The 15,646-nt window shown below is 68.7% G+C and carries 15 protein-coding genes and 1 tRNA gene; 13 read left to right on the top strand and 3 right to left on the bottom strand.

Going from position 1 to position 15,646, the window contains the following annotated elements; genetic code table 11:
- The first annotated feature begins 65 nt into the window (after nt 1–65).
- The 8 genes from metG (at nt 66) to E3O42_RS01910 (ending at nt 9,269) form a co-directional block, all read left to right on the top strand.
- Entirely contained in the window at nt 66–1,628 is a 1,563-nt protein-coding gene (gene metG / locus E3O42_RS01875; RefSeq protein WP_134452247.1) for a methionine--tRNA ligase, read from the top strand.
- Nucleotides 1,621–2,601, top strand: a complete 981-nt coding sequence (locus E3O42_RS01880) for a TatD family hydrolase (RefSeq protein ID WP_134452248.1) — start codon at nt 1,621–1,623, stop codon at nt 2,599–2,601. Before metG ends, E3O42_RS01880 begins: the two co-directional genes overlap by 8 nt.
- Entirely contained in the window at nt 2,598–3,470 is an 873-nt protein-coding gene (gene rsmA / locus E3O42_RS01885) for a 16S rRNA (adenine(1518)-N(6)/adenine(1519)-N(6))-dimethyltransferase RsmA (RefSeq protein ID WP_134452249.1), read from the top strand. Before E3O42_RS01880 ends, rsmA begins: the two co-directional genes overlap by 4 nt.
- Before the next feature lie 9 nt (nt 3,471–3,479).
- Nucleotides 3,480–4,415 (top strand): 4-(cytidine 5'-diphospho)-2-C-methyl-D-erythritol kinase, encoded by a 936-nt coding sequence (locus tag E3O42_RS01890; RefSeq protein ID WP_134452250.1) that lies wholly within the window; start codon nt 3,480–3,482, stop codon nt 4,413–4,415.
- A 71-nt stretch (nt 4,416–4,486) separates the two neighbouring features.
- The gene (locus E3O42_RS01895; protein WP_134452251.1) at nt 4,487–6,292 is read left to right on the top strand and encodes an ABC-F family ATP-binding cassette domain-containing protein; all 1,806 of its coding nucleotides are present in this window, start codon (nt 4,487–4,489) and stop codon (nt 6,290–6,292) included.
- A 297-nt stretch (nt 6,293–6,589) separates the two neighbouring features.
- Nucleotides 6,590–7,495, top strand: a complete 906-nt coding sequence (locus tag E3O42_RS01900; RefSeq protein WP_241984571.1) for a MetQ/NlpA family ABC transporter substrate-binding protein — start codon at nt 6,590–6,592, stop codon at nt 7,493–7,495.
- A 71-nt stretch (nt 7,496–7,566) separates the two neighbouring features.
- Nucleotides 7,567–8,607: a methionine ABC transporter ATP-binding protein gene (locus E3O42_RS01905; RefSeq protein WP_134452252.1), complete on the top strand. Its 1,041-nt coding sequence runs from the start codon at nt 7,567–7,569 to the stop codon at nt 8,605–8,607.
- Nucleotides 8,608–8,609: 2 nt separating this feature from the next.
- Complete coding sequence (locus tag E3O42_RS01910; RefSeq protein ID WP_174844206.1) at nt 8,610–9,269, top strand: methionine ABC transporter permease; 660 nt, start codon at nt 8,610–8,612, stop codon at nt 9,267–9,269.
- 3 nt (nt 9,270–9,272) lie between these two features.
- On the opposite strand, the gene E3O42_RS01915 is transcribed toward E3O42_RS01910, so the two are convergent.
- Nucleotides 9,273–9,764, bottom strand: coding sequence for a MarR family winged helix-turn-helix transcriptional regulator (locus tag E3O42_RS01915; protein WP_134452254.1), 492 nt, complete (start codon nt 9,762–9,764; stop codon nt 9,273–9,275).
- A gap of 104 nt (nt 9,765–9,868) precedes the next feature.
- Between E3O42_RS01915 and E3O42_RS01920 the strand changes: the two genes are divergently transcribed.
- The 3 genes from E3O42_RS01920 (at nt 9,869) to E3O42_RS01930 (ending at nt 12,378) form a co-directional block, all read left to right on the top strand.
- Nucleotides 9,869–9,940: transfer RNA gene (locus E3O42_RS01920), tRNA-Gln, on the top strand.
- Between the two features lie 32 nt (nt 9,941–9,972).
- Nucleotides 9,973–11,400 (top strand): bifunctional UDP-N-acetylglucosamine diphosphorylase/glucosamine-1-phosphate N-acetyltransferase GlmU, encoded by a 1,428-nt coding sequence (gene glmU / locus E3O42_RS01925; protein WP_134452255.1) that lies wholly within the window; start codon nt 9,973–9,975, stop codon nt 11,398–11,400.
- Nucleotides 11,401–12,378: a ribose-phosphate diphosphokinase gene (locus E3O42_RS01930; protein WP_134452256.1), complete on the top strand. Its 978-nt coding sequence runs from the start codon at nt 11,401–11,403 to the stop codon at nt 12,376–12,378.
- A 57-nt stretch (nt 12,379–12,435) separates the two neighbouring features.
- Here E3O42_RS01930 and E3O42_RS01935 read toward each other — a convergent pair whose 3' ends face one another.
- Together E3O42_RS01935 and E3O42_RS01940 are read right to left on the bottom strand one after the other, a co-directional pair.
- Nucleotides 12,436–12,735, bottom strand: a complete 300-nt coding sequence (locus tag E3O42_RS01935; protein ID WP_134452257.1) for a DUF1905 domain-containing protein — start codon at nt 12,733–12,735, stop codon at nt 12,436–12,438.
- 34 nt (nt 12,736–12,769) lie between these two features.
- A complete protein-coding gene (locus E3O42_RS01940) occupies nt 12,770–13,132 on the bottom strand; it encodes a hypothetical protein (RefSeq protein WP_134452258.1) in 363 nt (120 codons plus the stop codon).
- 89 nt (nt 13,133–13,221) lie between these two features.
- Here E3O42_RS01940 and E3O42_RS01945 point away from each other — a divergent pair, with 89 nt between their 5' ends.
- Nucleotides 13,222–14,499, top strand: a complete 1,278-nt coding sequence (locus E3O42_RS01945) for an APC family permease (RefSeq protein WP_134452259.1) — start codon at nt 13,222–13,224, stop codon at nt 14,497–14,499.
- A gap of 180 nt (nt 14,500–14,679) precedes the next feature.
- On the top strand, nt 14,680–15,636 hold the full coding sequence (locus E3O42_RS01950; RefSeq protein WP_134452260.1) for a type IV toxin-antitoxin system AbiEi family antitoxin domain-containing protein: 957 nt from the start codon (nt 14,680–14,682) through the stop codon (nt 15,634–15,636).
- Nucleotides 15,637–15,646 lie beyond the last annotated feature (10 nt).

A 15,646-nucleotide genomic window follows, 5' to 3' on the forward strand; every position in this document is an offset into this window, starting at 1 on the left:
GGTGCCGGGCAGCAGCGCGGCGTAACAGGGTCTGGCGCCTCCGCAGGTCCCCATAAGATGTGAGCATGTCCGACGGCTCATCTTTTTACATCACCACGCCTATTTTCTATGTGAATGATGTCCCGCACATCGGGCACGCCTACACGGAGGTGGCCGCGGATGTGCTTGCCCGCTGGCACCGCCAGCGCGGGGAGGACACCTGGCTGCTCACCGGCACCGACGAGCACGGCCAGAAGATCCTGCGCACCGCCACGGCCAACGGAGTCACTCCCAAGGAGTGGGCCGACCGTCTGGTCGAGACCGCGTGGAAGCCGCTGCTGAAGACCGTCGACATCACCAACGACGACTTCATCCGCACCACTGACGTGCGCCACGAGGTGAACGCGCAGAAGTTCCTGCAGCACCTCTTCGACGCCGGCCACATCTACACGGGCGAGTACGAGGGCTTCTACTGTGTGGGCTGTGAGGAGTACAAGCAGCCCGGTGACCTCGTCGACGGCGCCGGCGAATACACCGGCCAGCAGGTCTGCGCCATCCACTCCATCCCCGTCGAGCTGCTGCACGAGAAGAACTACTTCTTCCGCATGAGCACCTTCACCGACCGGCTGCTGGCCATGTACGAGGCCAACCCCACCTTCATCCAGCCCGAATCCGCCCGCAACGAGGTCATCTCCTTCGTCAAGCAGGGCCTGAGCGACCTGTCGATCTCGCGGTCGAGCTTCGACTGGGGCATCAAGGTGCCGTGGGACGACAGCCACGTCGTCTACGTCTGGTTCGACGCGCTGCTCAACTACATCACCGCCGCCGGTTACGGCCAGGACGACGAGAAGTTCAGCCGGCTCTGGCCCGCCACGCACATCGTCGGCAAGGACATCCTGCGCTTCCACGCCGTCATCTGGCCCGCGATGCTGCTGGCCGCCGGACTGCCCGTGCCCACCCAGGTGTTCGGCCACGGCTGGCTGCTCGTCGGCGGCGAGAAGATGAGCAAGTCCAAGCTCACCGGCATCGCACCGAACCAGATCACCGACACCTTCGGTTCCGACACGTTCCGGTACTACTTCATGCGCGCGATCAGCTTCGGCCAGGACGGCTCCTTTTCCTGGGAGGACCTGTCCGCCCGCTACCAGTCCGAGCTCGCCAACGGCTTCGGCAACCTCGCCTCCCGCGTCATCGCCATGGTCGTGCGCTACTGCGACGGCGAGATCCCGGGCGTCGGCACACCCACCGAAGCGGATGCCGCCATCCGCGAAACCGAGATCCGGGTCACCCAGGTCGCCGACGCGGCCATCGACAGGCTCGCCCTGCACGAGGCCCTCGCCGCTGTGTGGGAGCTCGTTGATGAGCTCAACGGCTACATCACCACGCAGGAACCGTGGGCGTTGGCCAAGAACCCCGACGACCGCGAACGCCTCGAAACGGTGCTGCACACCGTGGTGCGCGGGCTCGGCACCCTCGCCGTGCTGCTCTCCCCGGTGACCCCGCAGGCCACCGCGACGCTCTGGGCCGCCCTCGGTGGCACCGGGCTCGTGCAGGATCAGCCGATCGACCGGGCCTGGGAATGGACCGGCGGCACCCACGTCTCGCCGCTGGCCGCCTTGTTCCCGCGCATCGAGGCCACTGTTGGCTAACGATTCAGCCGACTCCACCCACATCCGCTCGCGCGAGGCCACCGCCGGCCGCGACCTCGTTTACCCGCCGGCACCGGTGCCGCTGGTCGTCGGCGTCTACGACAACCACACGCACCTCGACCCTTCGACAAGCTCAGGGCGGCGGTTGTCCGATGGTGCGTCTCCGCTTTCGGTCGCCGAGCAGCTCGACCTGGCCTCCAGCGTGGGCGTGCGCGGCGTCATCCAAGTGGGCACCGACGTGGCCACCTCCCGCTGGTCGGCCGAGATGGCGGCCCGTGAGCCGCGGATGCTCGCCGCCGTCGCCATCCACCCCAACGACGCGCCGGAGCTGGAGATCGCCGGCACCCTCGACGAGGGCCTCGCGGTGATCGACGAACTCGCCGGCCGGCCCCGGGTGGTCGCCATCGGCGAAACCGGCCTGGACTTCTACCGCACCGCCCCCGACGGCCGGGCGGCCCAGTTCCGGTCGTTCGAGGCGCACATCGAGATCGCCAAACGGCACGGCCTCGCCCTGCAGATCCACGACCGGGACGCCCACGACGAGGTCGCTCGGACCCTGTTGCGGGTCGGCGCCCCGGAGCGCACAGTCTTCCACTGCTTCTCCGGCGGTGCCGAGCTGGCCCGGCTCTGCGCCGACCAGGGCTGGTATATGTCCTTCGCCGGCCCGGTGAGCTTCAAGAACGCCGTCACGCTGCGTGAAGCTCTCGACGTGGCCCCGCGCGCACTGCTGCTGGTGGAGACCGACGCGCCGTACCTCACGCCCACCCCGCATCGCGGTCGCCCCAACGCACCGTATCTGCTGCCGCACACCCTGCGCGCCATGGCCGAGCACTTGCAGACCGATGTCTCCGTGCTCGCCGCCCAGATCACCTCGAACACTGAACTCGTCTACGGCCGCTGGGACGCGGAACCCGTGGTGTTGACCGACACCCCCCGAGACCCCCGCATCAGCCCGGCCGGAGGCCTCGCATGACCGACTCTGCCCACCACTCTGCCAAAGAGCCCGCCGCCCTGCTCGGGCCGGCCGAGATCCGCGACCTCGCCGAGATGCTCGGGGTGAACCCGACCAAGAAGCTCGGCCAGAACTTCGTCATCGACCCCAACACCGTGCGGCGCATCGTCAAGGTCGCCGCCGTGCAGCCCGATGAAACCGTGGTGGAGGTGGGCCCGGGGCTGGGTTCGCTCACCCTGGGGATCCTCGAGGCGGGCGCCGCCGTCGTGGCCGTCGAGATCGACGACCGCCTCGCCGAGCAGCTGCCGCTCACGGTGCAGCTGATGCAGCCCGGCGCCGCGCTCACCGTCATCCGTGCCGACGCGCTGAAAATCGCCGAACTGCCCGGTGACCCCACTCGCCTCGTGGCGAACCTGCCCTACAACGTGTCGGTGCCGGTGTTGCTGCACCTGCTCGAGCACTTCGCGTCCATCCACGCCGGTGTGGTGATGGTGCAGGCCGAGGTGGGCGAGCGCCTCGCCGCGACGCCGGGCTCGAAAATCTACGGCAGCCCCAGCGTCAAGGCCGCCTGGTACGGGCAGTTCCGCACCGCCGGAAAGGTCAGCCGGCAGGTGTTCTGGCCGGTCCCCAACGTCGACTCCATCCTCATCGCATTCGAACGGCGCACCGAGGCGCTCGAATCCGAGCAATTGCGCCTGGCGACGTTCGCCCTGGTGGACGGGGCCTTCCAGCAACGCCGCAAGATGCTGCGCCAGTCCCTGTCGGGCGTGCTCGGCGACTCGGCCCAGGCGACGGCGGTGCTCACCGCGGCCGGAATCGACCCTACCGAGCGCGGCGAGCAGCTCACCGTCCACGATTTCCTGGCCATCGCCCGATCCTGGCTGGCCTAGGTTAGGAACATGACCACCACGGCGACCTCACCGGTTGTGCATGCGCGGGCCCCGGGCAAAATCAACGTCTTCCTCAAAGTGGGTGCCGTGATGGACGACGGTTACCACGATCTCGCCACGGCGTTCCAGGCCGTCTCCCTCTACGAAGACGTTCGAGCCCGCGCCTCCGACGACTTCAGCGTCGAATTCACCGGGTCTGTCGATTCGTCGGCCCTGGCCGTCGACGGCAGCAACCTCGCGATCAAGGCGGCCCGGGCGTTGGCCAGGGCCACCGGATTCGCCGGCGGGGTGCACCTCGAGATCGACAAGAACGTGCCCATCGCCGGCGGCATGGGCGGCGGCTCGGCGGATGCCGCGGCCACTCTGCTCGCCTGCGACGCGCTCTGGGGGACCGAGCTCAGCAAGGAGGAGCTGCTGAAGATCGCGGCAACCCTCGGCGCCGACGTGCCGTTCGCGTTCACCGGCGGCACCGCCATCGGCACCGGTCGCGGCGACCAGCTGAGCCCCGCGCTGGCCAAGGGCACCTTCCACTGGGTGCTCGCCCTTGCCGAGTTCGGCATGTCGACACCCTCGGTGTACAGCGAGCTGGACCGGCACCGCACCCGGCACGCCCAGGACATCTTCCCCGCCCAGCAGCAGCCCACCGTGGACTCGGACGTGCTGCAGGCCCTGCGCGCGGGGGACCCGGCCATGCTCGCCGACACGATGCACAACGACCTGCAGGCCCCCGCGCTGCAGCTGGCGCCCGGCCTGGGCCGGGTGCTCGAACTCGGCGAGGCCAACGGAGCGCTGGCCGGCATCCTCTCGGGTTCCGGTCCCACCGTGGCGTTCCTGGTGCCCGACCTGGATGCCGGCCTCGAACTGACGGTGGCGCTCAGCGCCGCCCGGCTGAATGTGGTGCGCGCGACCGGCCCCGTGCACGGCGCCCGAATCCTCACCTCCTAGCCGTACGCAGCGGGCACCGTCGCCGACGAGGCGGTCAGGGCTCTCAGCTGCGGGGGATAGGCTCGAACCCTATGGCACATTTGCTCGGGGCCGAGTCCCTGCACCTCGAATTTCCCACCCGCGTCATCTTCGACAGCGTCACCGCCGGACTGAACGAGGGTGACCGCATTGGCATCGTCGGCCGCAACGGCGACGGCAAGTCCACCCTCCTGCGCCTGCTCGCCGGCCGCATGGAGCCCGATTCCGGCCGGGTGACCCGCCGACGCGGCGTCACCATCGGCGTGCTCGACCAGTCCGACGACCTCGTCAACGGCCAGACCGTGGGTCACACCATCGTCGGCGGCATCGACGAGCACGTCTGGGCGGGCGACTCGAAGGTGCGCGACGTCATCGCCGGCCTCGTGCGCGACATCCCCTGGGACACCCTCGTCGACGACCTCTCCGGTGGCCAGCGCCGCCGGGTGGCCCTCGCCCAGGTTCTCATCGGCGACCACGACGTGGTCTTCCTCGATGAGCCCACCAACCACCTCGACGTTGAGGGCATCTCCTGGTTGGCCGGCCACCTCAAGAACCGGTGGGCCCAGAACTCCGGCGGCCTCGTGGTCGTCACCCACGACAGGTGGTTCCTCGACGAGGTCTGCAACATGACCTGGGAGGTGCATGACCGCCTGATCGAACCGTTCGAGGGTGGTTACGCCGCCTACATCCTGCAGCGTGTCGAGCGCGACCGGATGAGCAGCGTGATGGAGGGCAAGCGCCAGAACCTGATGAAGAAGGAACTGGCCTGGCTCCGCCGCGGCGCGCCCGCCCGCACCGCCAAGCCCAAGTTCCGCATCGACGCCGCCAACGAACTGATCGAGAACGAGCCGCCGCCCCGCGACACCGTGTCGATGCAGTCGATGGCCATGCAGCGCCTCGGCAAGGACGTCGTCGACCTCGTCGACGTCTCCGTCGCCTTCGGCGAGAAGACCGTGCTCAACAAGGTGACCTGGCTGATCGCGCCGGGCGAGCGCACCGGCATCCTCGGCGTCAACGGCGCCGGCAAGTCGACCCTGCTCAACCTCGTGGCCGGCACCCTCGCGCCCGACAGCGGCAAGGTCAAGCGCGGCAAGACCATCAAGGTCGCCGTTCTCACCCAGCAGCTGTTCGAGCTCGACGACATCCGCAACGACAGGGTCAGCGACGTCATCGCCCGCCAGCGCACCTCGTACATGGCCGGCGGCAAGGAGATCACGCCCGGCCAGATGCTCGAGCGCATGGGCTTCATGAGCGCCCAGCTCTCCACTCAGGTCAAGGACCTCTCCGGTGGGCAGAAGCGCCGCCTGCAGCTGCTGCTGATAGTGCTGGACGAGCCGAACGTGCTCATCCTCGACGAGCCCACCAATGACCTGGACACCGACATGCTCGCGGCCATGGAAGACCTGCTGGACTCCTTCCCCGGCACGCTGCTCGTGGTCTCGCACGACCGCTACCTGATCGAGCGTGTCACCGACAACCAGTACGCGGTCTCCGACGGCGGCTTCCACCACCTGCCCGGCGGTGTCGACCAGTACCTCGAGCTGCGTAAGCGCCAGGTCGCCGGCGGCGCCTTCACGGCGGATGCGGCGTCGCCGACGTCCGCCACGGTCAAGGGCTCCGGCAAGCCGGCCCTCGGCGGCGCCGAGCTGCGCAATGCGCAGAAAGAGCTCGCCTCCATCGACCGCAAGGTCGCCAAGCAGCAGGCCAAAATCAAGGAACTGCACAACACCCTCGCCGCGCACGACCAGAGTGACTACGCGGGCCTGGGCACGCTCACCGCCGAGGTCGCCGCGGCCGAGGACGCCGTCGCCGGCTTCGAAACCCGCTGGGTGGAACTCTCGGTGCTGCTCGAAAAGTGAGTCAACAGTTTCACCACCGGCACCCCCGGTTGCTCGACCCGCCGCCGAGCTCGCAGATTCTGTGACTGGGCGGCTTTCGTCGAAGTATCTGTGACGTTCCGTGTCCGAGCGGCGCACGGCGTGACCGAGCTGCGACTACCGTAGAAGAGTGCCACGCGACGCTGCGGCACAGAATCCCCACGCGTTGACCCGTGGTTGCCTGTGCCTGAAACGACTGTGTCGTGTGCGACGCCACCGCCTGCACCGGGCGGATGCCAGACCAGAGCGACAACGACACGAAACGTGGAGATCAGCAGCGTGAAGAACAGCAGCCTCAAGAACAGCAGCCTGAAGAAGAGCCTCCTGGCCGCCCTGGCGCTCGGCGCCAGCGTGACCCTGCTCGCCGGCTGCGCCGGTGGCGCCGGCGGCGACGACGAGACCGTGAAGATCGGTGTCGTCGGGGCCAGCGACCCCTACTGGGCCGACTACACCGAGGCTGCCGCCGAAGAGGGCATCACCGTCGAGGTCGTCGACTTCGCCGACTACAACCAGCCCAACCCGGCCCTGACCAACGGCGACATCGACATCAACCAGTTCCAGCATCTGGTCTACCTGGCCGACTACAACGTCTCCAGCGGCGAAGACCTCACGCCCGTCGGCGCGACGGCCATCTACCCGCTCGGCCTGTACTCCACCAAGGTCACCGACGTGGCGGACCTGGGCAAGGGCGACACGGTGGCCGTGCCCAACGACGCCAGCAACCTGGCCCGCGCGCTGCTCGTGCTGCAGAGCGCTGACCTGCTGACCCTCAAGGACGGCGGCACGATCTTCTCCACCCTCGACGACGTCGACACCGAGAAGTCCCTCGTCACCGTCACCGCGCTCGAGCCCTCCCTCACCGCGACGTCGCTGCCCGACGTGGATGCCGCGATCATCAACAACGACTTCGTGGAGAAGGCCGGCCTCAAGTTCGAGGACGCCCTCATCAAGGACGACCCCTCCGACGAGTCCGCACTGCCGTACGTGAACGTGTTCGCCGTGCGCGCCGAAGACAAGGACAACGAGACCTACGCCAAGCTCGTCGACATCTTCCAGACCACGACGGCCGTCACCGACGGCCTGCTCGAGGTCTCCGGCAACTCCGCGGTCCTGGCCACCACGCCGCCCGCCGACCTCCAGTCCGCGCTGGCCACGGTCGAGAAGGACACCGCAGCCCAGAAGTAAGCATTTCCCGGCCGGCCGCCCCTCCCCGTGAGGCGCGGCCGGCCTTTCCCCGTTCCAACCGAAGGATCTGCATGACCGCTCAAACCCCACTCGTGGAACTCCGCAACGTCAGCAAGGTGTACCCGGCCACCGTCAAGGGCGCCCCGGATGTGACGGCGATCGACGACGTGAGCATCAGCATCGACGCCGGCGACGTCTACGGCATCATCGGCTACTCCGGTGCGGGCAAGAGCACCCTGGTGCGTCTGGTGAACGTGCTCGAGCGGTCAACCGCCGGCCAGATCTTCATCGACGGCCGGGACGTCGCCCAGCTGCCCGAACGCGACCTGAGGCCGGTGCGACTGGGCATCGGCATGATCTTCCAGCAGTTCAACCTGCTGAACTCCCGCACCGTCGCCCGCAACGTGGCGTACCCGCTCGAGGTGGCCGGCCGCGACAAGGCCGAACGCACGAAGCGTGTCGCCGAGATGCTCGACTTCGTGGGACTGGCCGACAAGGCCGGCGCCTACCCAGACCAGCTCTCCGGCGGGCAGAAGCAGCGGGTGGGCATCGCCCGCGCCCTGGCCTCGTCGCCGGCGCTGCTGCTGGCCGATGAGGCCACCAGCGCCCTCGACCCCGAGACCACCAACGAAGTGCTCGAACTCCTCAAGCGGGTCAACCGCGAGTTCGGCGTCACCATCATCGTCATCACCCACGAAATGGATGTCATCCAGACGCTGGCCACCAAGGTCGCCGTGATGGACCAGGGCCGCATCATCGAGCGCGGCGATGTGTTCGACGTGTTCTCGAACCCGCAGCAGGCCGCATCCGCGCGCTTCGTCTCGACCGTGGTGAAGGGGCTGCCGTCCAGGCCCGAGCTGGAGGTGCTCCGCGGCCGGCACAGCGGCCGCATCGTGACCCTCGCGTTCCGCAGCGACACGGTAGACCAAACCCAGGTGTTCGGCGAACTGTCCCGCGACGGGATCGCCTTCCAGGTCGTCTACGGCGGCATCAACGAAATCCAGGGGCGCCCGTTCGGGCACCTCACCCTCGCGCTGACCGGCGACGACGTGACCATCGACGCCGCACTCGACCGGGTGCGCGCGCTCACGACAGTCACCGAGGTGCGCTGACCATGGACGGACTCATCACTCTTCTGCCCCAACTGTGGGTAGCCGCATGGGAGACCCTGTACATCGTGGGCCTCACCCTGCTCCTCGGCGGGTTCGGCGGCCTGATCGCTGGCCTTGGCCTCTACCTCACCCGGGCGGGCAGCATCCTGGCCAACCGGCCCGTGTTCGGCGTGCTCAACGTTCTCGTGAACACCATTAGGCCCATCCCGTTCATCATCTTCCTGGCCGCCGTGCAACCGCTCACCCGCGCCGTGGTGGGCACCGGTATCGGCAACAACGCCATGATCTTCACGATCGCCCTCGCGGCGATGTTCGCGATGGCGCGCATCGTGGAGCAGAACCTGCTCACCGTGACGCCCGGCGTGATCGAAGCGGCCCGCAGCGTCGGCGCCGGGCCCGTGCGCATCATCTTCACTGTGCTGCTGCCCGAGGCGTTGGGCCCGCTGATCCTGGGCTACACGTTCATCTTCGTGGCGCTGGTGGACATGTCAGCGGTTGCCGGCTACGTCGGCGGCGGCGGCCTGGGCGCGTTCGCGCTGCTCTACGGTTGGCGCCAGTTCGACCCCGTCGTCACCTGGGCCGCCGTGCTGCTGATCATCATCTTCGTGCAGGTTGTGCAGTTCCTCGGCAACCGGCTGGCCCGCAAGGCCCTGCGCCGCTGAGCGCTAGTCGAAGTCCAGGCTGAGGCGGCGGAGGAGCGCGGCCAGCCGCTCCTGGTCGGCGGCCGGCAGGCTGGCCAGCAGGGCGGCCTCGGCGTCGACCAAGCGGGTGATGGCGGCATCCACCCGGGTCAGGCCGCCCGCGGTCATGCCCACGAAGATGCCGCGGCCGTCGTTGGGGTCGGTGCGCCGGGTGACCAGGCCGCGCTCGACCAGCCTGTCGATTCGGTTGGTCATGGTGCCGCTGGAGACCAGGGTCTGCTGCAGCAGCAGCTTCGGGCTCAGCTCGAACGGGGCGCCGGCCCGGCGGAGCGCCGACAGCACGTCGAATTCCCAGGAGTCCAGCTCCGAGCGGGAGAAGGCGGTGCGGCGGGCGCGGTCCAGGTGCTTGCTCAGCCGGGCGACGCGGGAGAAAACCTGAAGGGGAGCAAAATCCAGGTCAGGGCGCTCCCGCAACCACGCATCAACGATCCGGTCGACTTCGTCATTGGCAGGCATCCGTCCATTATCCGGTTTTCGAAGACGCCGGAAACCGCAGATGACGCACGGGTGCCCGCGCATCTGGCAGACTTGACTCCGTTGCCCGGCCCAGGTCGAAGCAATCCGCCGTGGTGTAATGGCAGCACGACAGCCTTTGGAGCTGTTAGGTCTAGGTTCGAGTCCTGGCGGCGGAGCTCTTGTGTGAGAACCCGTTGAGAGGACCCCCGTGACCGATTCCCGCCTCGCCATCATCGTGCTGGCCGCCGGCCAGGGCACCCGCATGAAGTCCAGCCTGCCCAAGCTCATGCATCCGCTGGCCGGACTGCCGATCATCAGCCACGTTCTCGCCACGGCCAGGGCACTGGATGCCGCGCACGTGATCACGGTGCTCCGGCACGAGCGGGAGCGCCTCGCCGAGCTCGTCGCCTTCGACCTGCCGGAGAGCCTGCTCGTCGACCAGGACGAGGTTCCCGGCACCGGCCGTGCCGTGCAGCAGGCCGTCGACTCTCTGCCGGCCGACTTCGACGGTGATGTGCTCGTGATCAGCGGTGACGTGCCGCTGCTGAACGCCGCCACCCTGGCCAACTTCATCGAGGCGCACCGCGAACGCGCCGAGGTGGCCGCCACCGTGCTCTCGGCGTTCCCGACCGACGTCACCGGCTACGGCCGCATCATCCGTGGGGACGACGGCAGCTTCGACCGGATCGTGGAGCACAAGGACGCCAGCGACGACGAACGCGCCGTTGACGAGATCAACGCCGGCGTCTACGTCTTCGGTCTGAGCGCACTGCGCGACCAGCTGGCCAGCCTCACGACCGACAACGTGCAGGGCGAGAAGTACCTCACCGACGTGATCGGGCTGCTCCGCGCCGCCGGGTCAGAGGTGCGGGCCGTGCCGGTGGCGGATGCCTGGCTCGTCGCCGGCATCAACGACCGGGCCCAGCTCAGCGACACCGCCGCCAAGCTCAACGCCGTCATCGTGCGGGGCTGGCAGCTGGCCGGCGTGACCGTGCAGGACCCGGCCACCACCTGGATCGACCTCAAGGCCACGCTCGCGAACGACGTGACGCTGCTGCCCGGCACCCAGATCCTCGGCTCCACCACGGTGGCCACCGGCGCGATCATCGGCCCGGACACCACCCTGCTGGACTGCGAGATCGGCGAGGGGGCCACGGTCAAGCGCACCGACGGCACACTCGCGGTCATCGGCGTCGGCGCCACCGTCGGCCCGTTCGCCTACCTGCGTCCGGGCACCTGGCTGGGCGCAGACGGCAAGATCGGCACCTTCGTGGAGACCAAGAACGCCGTCATCGGCGAGGGCAGCAAGGTGCCGCACCTTAGCTACGTCGGCGACGCCACGGTCGGGGTGCACTCCAACATCGGCGCGGGTACGATCTTCGCGAATTACGACGGAGTGACCAAGAACCCATCGGTGATCGGGTCGCATGTGCGCACCGGGTCGCACAACGTGTTCGTCGCGCCGATTAGAATTGGTGACGGAGCCTACACGGGCGCCGGCACCGTGGTCCGTAAGGACGTGCAGGCCGGGGCGCTCGCGATCAACGTGGCTCCGCAACGCAATATGGTCGGTTGGGTAGAGACCAACAGGCCGGGAACAGACGCGGCGACAGCCGCGTCACAGAGCGGAGACTAGGTGCCTGGAATCAAGAGCAGCGGCGAGAAGAAATTGGTGCTCATCTCGGGGCGAGCACACCCACAACTCGCGATCGACATCGCCGCAGAACTTGGTTCGGAGCTGATCCCCACCGACGCACGCACCTTCGCGAACGGCGAGATCTACGCCCGCTTCGACGAGAGCGTGCGCGGCGCCGACGCCTTCGTCATCCAGTCGCACACCAACCCGATCAACGAGTGGCTGATGGAACAGCTCATCATGGTTGACGCGCTCAAGCGCGCCTCGGCCAAGCGCATCACCGTGGTCGCCCCGTTCTACCCGTACGCCCGTCAGGACAAGAAGGGCCGCGGCCGCGAGCCGATCTCCGCTCGCCTCGTCGCCGACCTGTTCAAGGTTGCCGGCGCCGACCGCATCATGTCGGTCGACCTGCACGCCGCACAGATCCAAGGCTTCTTCGACGGACCCGTCGACCACCTCTTCGCCATGCCGGTGCTCCTCGAGCACTTCCGGGCCAAGCTCGACCCGTCGACCCTCACCATCGTGTCGCCGGACATGGGTCGCGTGCGTGTCGCCGACATCTGGAGCGACAAGCTCGGCGCCCCGCTGGCCATCATCCACAAGCGCCGCGACCCGCTGGTGCCCAACCAGATCACCGTGCACGAGATCGTCGGAGAGGTCAAGGGCCGGGTCTGCCTGATCGTCGACGACCTGATCGACACCGGTCGCACCATCGTCCAGGCCGCCGAGGCCCTGCGGGCCGCCGGCGCCATCGGTGTCGTTGTCGCCGCGACGCACGCCGTGTTCAGCCCGCCCGCGCTCGAGCTGCTGCAGAACGAGGCCATCCAGGAAGTCGTCGTCACCGACACCCTGCCGATCCCCGAGGACAAGCGCTTCCCCACGCTGACCGTGCTGCCGATCGCGCCGCTGCTGGCGCGCGCCATCCACGAGGTCTTCGACGAGGGATCCGTCACGTCGATGTTCGAGGGCGCTGCGTAAGCATCCGCTCTCAGTAGGCAGCTGGCCGGTCCCGTTCTCGGGCCGGCCTTCTGTGTTTCAGAGCACGAGTTCGACGGTGACCGTCGCCGTGTCGCCCACGTCGATTCCCTCGGCCTGGCGGATGGCCTTCTTCACCGGCAGCACGAACCTGCCCGTTACGCTCTCGGGGAAGATCGAGGTGGCCCACGTGGAGTCGTTGAGGGTCACCCGCACACGTTGTGAGCCGAACCCGACGCGCAGTCCGTCGGTGAGTTCCCGGATCTCCTCTGACTGGTCACCGGGCATCGAGACGAACACCCACGCGTTCATGCTCTCGGTGTTCCACAGCGCCGTCGTGAAGGTGAAGGTGGGTCCCATCGGATGCCTGTCGTCGGCAGTTGGACTGCGCGGGCTAGGAGACGCTGGTGGCCGGAGGGCGGAACGGGCCCGGGATGATGCCCAGCGGGAGGACGAAGGTCTGGCGTTCGTTCTGGTCGATCGCGTAACACTGCCAGCCGAAGCCGCCCGACCCGACCAGCTCGAACCGGGCGTCGATGCCCTCGGAGAGCGGGTAGTAGCGCGACACAGCCGCGGCGCAGGCCCGGGCCGCCGTGGCCGAGGCGATGCTCAGGGTGGTCAGCACCCCTGGCACGAGCAGGGCGACCAGGCCGAGGATCACGGTGATGCGCATGAGCAGCACCATCCGCCGGCCGCGGAGGGGCCGGGAGGAATCCGTCGGTTCGTAGCCGGAGAGTTCGGGGTGAAAATCGCTCATGGGTGCCCTCCAGTAAATCAGACTGCGCCGGATTGAGGGTGCCCGATTGCGGATGCCTGCAGTTCACCTCGTGGCCGTACGCTGGCCGCATGAGCGCAGCGGATCGGCGGGAGGGACACGGCACCCTCCAGCGGCACCTCGGCACCGGCGGTGCGACCATGCTGGGCCTGGCCGCCATGATCGGTGCCGGAGTGTTCTTCGTGTGGGTGCCGGCGGCGGCGGCGGCCGGCTCCGGCCTGCTCGTCGGGCTCGTCCTGGCAGGGCTGGTCGCCTCGCTCAACGCCCTGAGCTCAGCGCAACTGTCGATGAGCCATCCGGTGTCCGGGGGAGCCTACGCGTTCGGGCGGGCGACCCTCGGTGCGTGGTGGGGGTTTTCCGCCGGCTGGTTGTTCCTGGCCGGCAAGACCGCCTCTGCCGGCGCCATCGCCTCGATCCTGGGCGGCTACCTCTGGCCTGAGCAGGCTCGGCCGGTGGCCGTGCTGGCGATCCTCGTGCTTGGCGCCGTCAACCTGGCCGGCATCCGCAGCACCGCCAGGCTCAGCGCCGTGGTGGTGTTCCTGGTGCTCGGAGGTCTGCTCGTGCTGGTGATCGTGGTGGCTGCCGGTCTGGCCCGCGGGTCGCTCAACGCCTCGTTCGACACCGGGTCGCTGCTGGAGGGCGGCGGGGCGGGCATCCTGCAGTCGGCCGGGTTGATCTTCTTCGCGTTCGCCGGCTATGCCCGCATGGCCACGCTGGGGGAGGAGGTGCGCGCCCCCCGCCGCACCCTGCCCCGCGCGATCCTGACGGCCCTGGGCCTCACCCTGGCGGTGTACGGGGTGATCGGCCTGCTCTGCGTGGTCGTGCTCGGGCCGGCCGGCCTGGCGGCCTCTGTCTCGCCGCTGGCCGACCTCGTCGGCGGCGCCGAACCGTGGACCGGCATCGTGCGGGTGCTGGCGACCATCGCCTGCCTGGGCTCCCTCTCGGGCATCCTGGCCGGCCTCAGCCGCACCGGGCTGGCGATGGCGAGGGAAGGCGACCTGCCGGGCGCGCTCAGCCGCATCTCTCCCGGCCGGCACTCCCCGGTGACGGCGGAGGTGGCCATCGGCCTCGTCGCGGTGCTCGGCGTGCTGGTGCTGGACCCCGCCCAGCTGGTGGGTTTCTCGGCCTGCGCGGTGCTGGTCTACTACGCGATCGCGCACCTGGCCGCCCTGAGGCAGCCCAGCGAGCAGCGCTGGCTTGCCCGCTGGGTGCAATACGCGGGCGTGGCCGGCTGCCTGCTCCTGGCGGCAACGCTGCCCTGGCCCGGCGTCGTCGCCGCGTCTGCGTGGCTGGCCGTGGGCCTGCTCGGCCGGGCCCTGCGCCTGGCCCTGGCCGCCCGCCGCCCCTGACCCGCCCGCCGCCGCCGCCCTGCCCTTCGCCTCGGGCTAACAGAAGTGGGCGGACCGGCCGTTCGGCGGGTCCTCGGCGTGGGTCGGCGGCTCGGCCTCCACAGGCTGCCGGCTGCGTGATTGTGCACAGGCGGCAGTAGGTTTCCGTGGCTTCAGTGCGCCGGATGTGACGCTCCAGCCATGACTGTTGACCGGTTGGACCCACAGACGGGCCTGTTTCTCGTGAAGAAGATCGGTGTGAGCGACACCGACGCCCGTCAGGCCCGCCGGGAGGTCGACCTCGGCCAAGCCATCCGGCTTCGTCGCGGCGTGCTGACGACGGCGGAGCGTTGGGCGGCCCTCGGCCCCGGCCACAAGTACCTGGACCGCATCCGGGCCGTTGTCGAAACCAGGAGGCTCGACCCCGTGGTCAGTCATCAGTCTGCGGCCGCGCTCTGGGGAATCCCGCTCGGCGGCGCCTGGCCGCGGGCCGTGCACGTTCTGGTGCGGCCGGAGTCGCATGCGCGCAGCAAAAACGGTGTGCTCGTGCACCGCACCGAGTTCGACTGGGAGGAGATCGTCGAGATCGATGGAATGCTCGTCACCAGCCCGGCGCGCACATTGCTCGACCTCGCCAGAACCGTGAGCTTCGCGGATGCCGTCGTGGCGCTCGATCACGCTCTCAATCCGGATCGCGCGGATCCGCGGGTGCTCGTGTACGCCGAGGAGCTGTCCGAGACACTGGCCAGGGTCGGCTCGGCGCGCGGGCAGGTCAGGGCGCAGCGAGCCATCGACTTTGCCCGACCGAACGCGGCCAACCCGGGGGAGTCGCTGAGCCGGGTCGCGATCTTCGAGCTGGGCTTTCCCGACCCTGAACTGCAGGTACCGCATCGGAACCCTCGTGGCGGCTGGTACTTCACTGATCACGAGTGGCGTGCGTCGCTGCTGATCGGGGAATTCGATGGAAAGGGCAAGTACCTGAAGGAAGAATACCTGCGCGGTCGGAGTCCCGGAGAGGTCGTCTATGAGGAGAAGATTCGCGAGGACCACCTGCGCGCCGAGGGCTTCACCGTGGTGCGCTGGGGATGGGCCGAGCTGACCGATCGGGCGACGCTGCGGCGCATTCTACGGGGCGCCGGGCTGCCGGTCATCCGCTGACCCACCCCAA

Source organism: Cryobacterium adonitolivorans, assembly GCF_004402695.1.
In the GTDB taxonomy this organism is placed as follows: domain Bacteria; phylum Actinomycetota; class Actinomycetes; order Actinomycetales; family Microbacteriaceae; genus Cryobacterium; species Cryobacterium adonitolivorans.

What these genes read in the sequence shown, in the direction of transcription:
- metG (WP_134452247.1), top strand. Translation starts at nt 66, where the DNA reads ATGTCCGACGGCTCATCTTTTTACATCACCACGCCTATTTTCTATGTG.
- rsmA (WP_134452249.1), top strand. Translation starts at nt 2,598, where the DNA reads ATGACCGACTCTGCCCACCACTCTGCCAAAGAGCCCGCCGCCCTGCTC.
- E3O42_RS01890 (WP_134452250.1), top strand. Translation starts at nt 3,480, where the DNA reads ATGACCACCACGGCGACCTCACCGGTTGTGCATGCGCGGGCCCCGGGC.
- E3O42_RS01895 (WP_134452251.1), top strand. Translation starts at nt 4,487, where the DNA reads ATGGCACATTTGCTCGGGGCCGAGTCCCTGCACCTCGAATTTCCCACC.
- E3O42_RS01905 (WP_134452252.1), top strand. Translation starts at nt 7,567, where the DNA reads ATGACCGCTCAAACCCCACTCGTGGAACTCCGCAACGTCAGCAAGGTG.
- E3O42_RS01910 (WP_174844206.1), top strand. Translation starts at nt 8,610, where the DNA reads ATGGACGGACTCATCACTCTTCTGCCCCAACTGTGGGTAGCCGCATGG.
- E3O42_RS01915 (WP_134452254.1), bottom strand. Translation starts at nt 9,764, where the DNA reads ATGCCTGCCAATGACGAAGTCGACCGGATCGTTGATGCGTGGTTGCGG.
- E3O42_RS01935 (WP_134452257.1), bottom strand. Translation starts at nt 12,735, where the DNA reads ATGGGACCCACCTTCACCTTCACGACGGCGCTGTGGAACACCGAGAGC.
- E3O42_RS01940 (WP_134452258.1), bottom strand. Translation starts at nt 13,132, where the DNA reads ATGAGCGATTTTCACCCCGAACTCTCCGGCTACGAACCGACGGATTCC.
- E3O42_RS01945 (WP_134452259.1), top strand. Translation starts at nt 13,222, where the DNA reads ATGAGCGCAGCGGATCGGCGGGAGGGACACGGCACCCTCCAGCGGCAC.
- E3O42_RS01950 (WP_134452260.1), top strand. Translation starts at nt 14,680, where the DNA reads ATGACTGTTGACCGGTTGGACCCACAGACGGGCCTGTTTCTCGTGAAG.